The sequence below is a fragment of the Cellulomonas sp. PS-H5 genome (assembly GCF_019265565.1).
Classification (GTDB): Bacteria; Actinomycetota; Actinomycetes; order Actinomycetales; family Cellulomonadaceae; genus Cellulomonas.
Map to the genome: position 1 here is coordinate 1 of NZ_JAHVCI010000103.1, position 6392 is coordinate 6392.

At 75.4% G+C, this 6392-nt stretch carries 5 protein-coding genes; 4 read left to right on the plus strand and 1 reads right to left on the minus strand.

Annotated elements, in window-relative coordinates:
- The 4 genes from J5O08_RS20120 to secA form a co-directional block, all read left to right on the plus strand.
- A partial coding sequence (locus tag J5O08_RS20120; protein WP_255590287.1) for a ComF family protein occupies positions 1 to 330 on the plus strand: 330 nt, incomplete at its 5' end.
- Positions 331 to 493: 163 nt separating this feature from the next.
- Complete coding sequence (gene hpf, locus J5O08_RS20125) at positions 494 to 1186, plus strand: ribosome hibernation-promoting factor, HPF/YfiA family (protein WP_147794036.1); 693 nt, start codon at positions 494 to 496, stop codon at positions 1184 to 1186.
- Positions 1187 to 1389: 203 nt separating this feature from the next.
- Positions 1390 to 2754, plus strand: a complete 1365-nt coding sequence (locus J5O08_RS20130; RefSeq protein ID WP_218708686.1) for a winged helix-turn-helix domain-containing protein — start codon at positions 1390 to 1392, stop codon at positions 2752 to 2754.
- 163 nt (positions 2755 to 2917) lie between these two features.
- Entirely contained in the window at positions 2918 to 5737 is a 2820-nt protein-coding gene (gene secA, locus J5O08_RS20135; RefSeq protein WP_218708687.1) for a preprotein translocase subunit SecA, read from the plus strand.
- A 57-nt stretch (positions 5738 to 5794) separates the two neighbouring features.
- On the opposite strand, the gene J5O08_RS21290 is transcribed toward secA, so the two are convergent.
- Entirely contained in the window at positions 5795 to 6322 is a 528-nt protein-coding gene (locus J5O08_RS21290) for an Rv3235 family protein (RefSeq protein ID WP_308281748.1), read from the minus strand.
- Positions 6323 to 6392: the final 70 nt, after the last annotated feature.

Genomic DNA, 6392 nt, shown 5'->3' on the forward strand with positions numbered 1-6392 from the left:
CGCTCGGCGGCCGCCGGGCTCGGCGGGGCGGTCGCGCTGCCCGCGCTGCGCCTCGCCGGGGCGGGCCGGGACCAGGTCGGGCTCGGCGTCCGGGGGCGCGCGGCGAACCTCGCCGGCCGGGTCCGGGTCCGCCCGAGGGCGCGGGCGGCGCTGGCCGGTGCCCGCGTCCTCCTGGTCGACGACGTGCTGACGACGGGCGCCACGCTGGCCGCCTGCCGGTCGGCGCTGGAGGCCGCGGGGGCGCAGGTCGTGGGTGCGACGGTGCTGGCCGTCACCCGTCCGCCGGGATCGCCGACCGGCTGGTTGGAAGCCTCGGCCGACCCGGGCTAGCGTGGTCCCACAGCACCGGGAGGCGACGTCGTCCCCCGGTACCGGGACTCGACGGGCACGCCCGCACGAGGAGGTGGTGCCGCAGACCAGCGCCCCGCGAGGGCGCTCCGAGCATGCTGCCGGGCGGGCACCGACCCGCCCCCGGACCTCCAGGAGGTACCCCATGGAGATCGTCGTCGCCGGCCGTCACACCGACGTCCCTGAGCGGTTCCGTCAGCACGTGACGGACAAGCTCGCCAGGCTCGAGCAGCTCGCCCCCCGGGCGCAGCGCATCGACGTCGAGGTGACCCACGAGCCCAACCCCCGGCAGGCCGCTGCCGCCGAGCGGGTCGAGCTGACCGTGGTGGGCAAGGGACCGGTGATCCGCGCCGAGGCGTGCGCGGACGACCGGTACGGGGCCTTCGACCTGGCGATCGACAAGCTCGCGGAGCGCCTCCGCCGGGCCCGGGACCGGCGCAAGAGCCACCGCGGCAAGGTCCCCACGCCGGTGAGCGACCCGCTGCCCCCGCTCGAGGACCTGGAGCCCGAGCCCGCGGCGCCCGAGCCGTCCGAGGACGGGGTGGTCGAGACGACGCTCGGCGACTCGCCCGTCGTCATCCGCGAGAAGGTGCACGTCGCCCAGCCGATGACGATCGACGACGCCCTCTACGAGATGGAGCTCGTCGGGCACGACTTCTTCCTGTTCGTCGACGCCGAGACCGCGCAGCCGTCCGTCGCCTACCGCCGGCGCGGCTGGAGCTACGGGATCATCAAGCTCGACGCCGCGGTGACCAGCATCGGCACGGGCGAGGGCGCCGCCGCCGCGCCGCAGGCCGGGGGCGTCGCCGCCCCGGCGGGGGCAGCCGCGCAGCGCTGACCCCGGCACCGCCCGCACCACGGCACCGCGCCCGCCGACGACCCTCCGGTCGGCGGGCGCGGTCGCGCCCGGCGGCAGTCGGCCGCGTCGCGCGCGGGGTCGGCAGCGGCCGGGCTCGTGACGACCTCGCCGCCGGGACGACCTCGCCGCCGGCACCCCGGTCACCCGCGGCGCGTGTCGGTGGCGGGCGGCACGATGGGGCGATGGCCACCAGCACCGACGCCGCGCCGCCCGCCGCCCCCGGCCGCCGCATCGCCGCCGCCCGCCGCGCCGCCACCGGCACCGCGCACCGCCCCTCGGCCACGCTGTCGCTGTCCCAGGCCCGCCGGGTCGCGCTGCGCGCCCAGGGCCTCGACCGCCCGCGCGCCGAGCGCACCGGGCCCGCCACGATGCGCCAGCTGCAGCAGGTCGTCGACCGGGTCGGGCTGCTGCAGATCGACTCCGTCAACGTGGTCGCCCGCGCGCACCTCGTGCCGACGTTCTCCCGGGTCGGCCCGTACGACCCGGCGCTCCTCGACCGCGCCGCGGGCCGGGCGCCCCGCCGGCTGGTCGAGACCTGGGCGCACGAGGCCTCGTACGTCCCGCCGGAGACGTACGCGCTGCTCGGCTGGCGGCGGCGCGCCTACCGCGACTACGCGTGGGGCTCGATCCGGGAGGTGCCGCTGACCCACTCGCCGCTCGTGGCCGACGTGCTGGCGATGATCACCGACGACGGCCCGCTCACGGCCAGCGAGGTGCACGCGCGCGTCGAGGGGCCCGTGCCGCGGGACCGCACGGAGTGGGGCTGGAACTGGACCGCGGCCAAGCGGGTGCTGGAGTACCTGTTCTTCACGGGGCAGGTCGCCTCGGCCCGCCGGAACCCGCAGTTCGAGCGCTGCTACGACCTCACCGAGCGGGTGCTGCCCCCGGACGTGCTCGCCGCGCCCGAGCCCGACGACGACGACGCGGTGCGCGAGCTGCTCCGGATCGCCGCGCGCGCCCACGGCGTCGCCTCCGAGCGCTGCCTCCTCGACTACTTCCGGATCAAGGGGCCGCGCGCCCGGGCGGCCGTCGGAGACCTCGTCGACGAGGGGACGCTGGTCCCGGTGCAGGTGGACGGGTGGGCCCGGCCGACCTACCTGCACACCGACGCCGACCTGCCCCGCCGCGCCACCGGCCGCGCGCTGCTCAGCCCGTTCGACCCGCTGGTGTTCGAGCGGCGCCGGCTCGAGGAGCTGTTCGGCCTGCGGTACCGCATCGAGATCTACGTGCCCGAGGCGCAGCGGGTGCACGGCTACTACGTGCTGCCGTTCCTGCGCGGCGAGCGGCTGGCCGCCCTCGTCGACCTCAAGGCGGACCGCCGCGCCGGGGTGCTCCGGGTGCACGCCGCGCACCCGGCGGAGGCCGCCGGGCCGGTGCCGGGGGCGGTCCCGGGCTCGGCGCCCGGCGACGTCGCGGCGGACCTCGCGGCCGAGCTGCGGCTGCTCGCGACCTGGCTCGGGCTGGACGACGTGGCGGTGGGGGACCGGGACGGCACGCCGCGCGGGACGCTCGCCCCCGTCCTCGCGGCGGCGCTCGCGGCGGGCTGACGCGCCGACCGCCGCGGCGGGGCCCCTGGAGGGCCACCGACCCGGGGCGCCGGGTTGCTGCACGTCGCCGCCCCTCACCTACGATGGTCGGGGCCCGGCTGTGCGGTCGGGACGCCGGGACGCCGCACGTGGCCACGTGCGGCGCAGCGAGTCGGGAGTGCACGTGCCTGCGATCCTCGAGAAGGTCCTCCGCCTGGGCGAGGGACGGATCCTCAAGAAGCTGTCGGGCGTCGCCCAGCAGGTGAACGCGCTGGAGGACAGCTTCACGTCCCTGTCGGACGCCGAGCTGCGCGAGGAGACCGACCGGTTCAAGGCGCGGCTGGCCGACGGCGAGTCCCTCGACGACCTCATGGCCGAGGCGTTCGCCGCCGTGCGCGAGGCCGCGCGCCGCACGCTGGGCCAGCGGCACTTCGACGTCCAGCTGCAGGGCGGCGCCGCGCTGCACTGGGGCAACATCGCCGAGATGAAGACCGGTGAGGGCAAGACCCTGGTCGCCACCGCGCCGGCCTACCTCAACGCGCTCACCGGCAAGGGCGTGCACGTCGTCACGGTCAACGACTACCTGGCGAGCTACCAGGCCGACCTCATGGGTCGCGTCTACCGGTTCCTCGGCCTGACCACGGGCGTCGTGCTGTCCGGCCAGACCCCCGCCGAGCGCCGCGTCCAGTACGCCGCCGACATCACCTACGGCACGAACAACGAGTTCGGGTTCGACTTCCTGCGCGACAACATGGCGTGGAGCACCGACGAGCTCGTGCAGCGCGGGCACCACTTCGCGATCGTCGACGAGGTCGACTCGATCCTCATCGACGAGGCCCGGACCCCGCTCATCATCTCCGGCCCGGCCTCCGGCGACGCCAACCGCTGGTACTCCGAGTTCGCGAAGGTCGTGCGCCGCCTCCAGCCCGAGCGCGACTACGAGGTCGACGAGAAGAAGCGCACCATCGGCGTCCTCGAGCCCGGCATCGAGCGCGTCGAGGACTACCTCGGCATCGAGAACCTCTACGAGTCGCTGAACACGCCGCTGATCGGATTCCTCAACAACGCCATCAAGGCCAAGGAGCTGTTCAAGCGCGACAAGGACTACATCGTCGACAAGGGCGAGGTCCTCATCGTCGACGAGCACACCGGCCGCGTCCTGCCGGGCCGCCGCTACAACGAGGGCATGCACCAGGCCATCGAGGCGAAGGAGGGGGTGGTCATCAAGGCCGAGAACCAGACCCTCGCGACGATCACCCTGCAGAACTACTTCCGCCTGTACGACAAGCTCTCCGGGATGACCGGTACCGCCGAGACCGAGGCGGCCGAGTTCCAGGGCACGTACAAGCTGGGCGTCGTCCCGATCCCGACCAACCGCGGGATGCAGCGGATCGACCAGGCCGACCTCGTCTACAAGGCCGAGGAGGGCAAGTACGACGCCGTCGTCGCCGACATCGTCGAGCGGCACGCGAACGGCCAGCCCGTGCTGGTCGGCACCACGAGCGTCGAGAAGTCCGAGATCCTCTCGAAGAAGCTCCGCAAGGCCGGCGTGCCGCACGAGGTGCTCAACGCCAAGCAGCACGCCCGTGAGGCGTCGATCGTCGCGCAGGCGGGCCGCAAGGGCGCCGTCACCGTCGCCACCAACATGGCCGGCCGCGGCACCGACATCATGCTCGGCGGCAACGCCGAGTTCATGGCCGTCGCCGACCTCGCCTCGCGCGGGCTCGACCCGAACGAGAGCCCGGAGGAGTACGAGGCCGCCTGGCCCGACGCCCTGGAGAAGGCGAAGGCCGCGGTCGCCGCGGAGCACGACGAGGTCGTGGAGCTCGGCGGCCTGTACGTGCTCGGCACCGAGCGGCACGAGTCCCGCCGCATCGACAACCAGCTCCGCGGCCGCTCCGGCCGGCAGGGCGACCCGGGCGAGTCCCGGTTCTACCTGTCGCTGCAGGACGACCTCATGCGGCTGTTCAACTCCGGCATGGCCGAGTCGATGATGACCCGCGCGGGCTTCCCGGACGACCTGCCGCTGGAGTCGAAGATCGTGACCCGCGGCATCCGCTCCGCGCAGTCGCAGGTCGAGGCGCGGAACTTCGAGATCCGCAAGAACGTCCTCAAGTACGACGACGTGCTGTCCCGGCAGCGCGAGGTCATCTACGAGCAGCGCCGGCGCGTGCTCGAGGGCGAGGACATGCAGGAGCAGGTCCAGCACTTCCTCGAGGACGTGCTCGACGACTACGTCACCGCGGCGACCGCCGAGGGCCACCCGGAGGACTGGGACCTCGAGCAGCTGTGGACCACGCTCAAGACCGTGTACCCCGTGTCGATCGAGGTGGACGAGGTCGTCGAGCAGGCCGGCGGCCTCGGGCGGGTCACCCCGGAGCTGCTCAAGGCCGAGCTGCTGTCCGACGCGCGGATCGCCTACTCCGAGCGGGAGAAGTCCCTCGGCGAGCCGAACATGCGCCAGCTGGAGCGCCGGGTCGTGCTGTCCGTGCTGGACCGCAAGTGGCGCGAGCACCTCTACGAGATGGACTACCTCAAGGAGGGCATCGGCCTGCGCGCGATGGCCCAGCGCGACCCGCTGATCGAGTACCAGCGCGAGGGCTACCAGCTGTTCCAGGCGATGACGGACGGGATCAAGGAGGAGGCCGTCGGCTACCTCTTCAACCTCGAGGTCAAGGTCGCGGAGGCGCCCGCGCAGGCGCCGACGTTCAAGGACGAGGTCGCCGGGTCCGCCGACGGCGCCCCGGCCGCCGGTGCCGGTGCGGAGCCGGTGCTGGTCGCGAAGGGCATCGACGGCCCGGAGCGCAAGGTGCCGCTGCAGTACTCGGCGCCGAGCGTCGACGGCGACAGCGGCACGACCGTCACCCGCGGCCGGCGTGCGGCCGGCCCGGCGACGTCGGAGCCGGCCGCGGGAGCCCCCGCCGCGGCGGACGGCACCGGCGAGGACGCCGGCAACCGCGAGGCGCGCCGCAAGGCCGCGAAGCAGCAGCGCCGCCGGGGCTGACCCCCGAGGCGGGACGCCGCCCGCCCACCCCGCGCGGGGTGGGCGGGCGGCGTCGTCTCAGCCCACGACGAGCGCCGCCGCGCGCCAGCGCCCGGTGGACCGGGTGAGCCGGACCGCGACGGCGCGGACGCGGTCGGCCTGGGCCACCACGACGGACGCCTCCACGGTGTGCGCGTCGACGCGGTGCACCCGGACCCGCCGGACCGACGGGCGCCGTGCCGCCCCTGCGGGCACGGTGTCCGTCGGCTCCGCGGCGACGTCGCGCAGCCCCGCGGCGGCGTCGAGCACCCGGGAGCGGGGTGCCGTGAGGGCGGCCCGGCGCGCGAGCCCGTCGTAGACCTCGGGCGTGAGCCAGCGCGCGAGCTGGGCCAGCGGCCGGCTGCCGGCGAGCACCTCGACCGCGGCGAGCGCGACCATGCAGCACGCCTGCCGCGGGTCGAGCTCGGGGGCCCCGCCCGGCGCCCCGCCCCACGAGCGAGTCGGAGCGCCGCCGGCCGCCCGGGCCGGGGAGGCGCGCGTGGTGGGCGACCGCCGGGGCCGCGCCGACCTCCCGGACCGCCCCGTCCTCGGCGCCGGCGCGTCCACCCGCGCGCTCGTCCCGGGTGCGACGCTGCCCGGCGCGTCCGGGCCCGACCGGCCCGCTGGGCCCGGGTCC

Coding starts and splice junctions, on each gene's coding strand:
- J5O08_RS20130 (WP_218708686.1), top strand. CDS start 1,390: ATGGCCACCAGCACCGACGCCGCGCCGCCCGCCGCCCCCGGCCGCCGC.
- hpf (WP_147794036.1), top strand. CDS start 494: ATGGAGATCGTCGTCGCCGGCCGTCACACCGACGTCCCTGAGCGGTTC.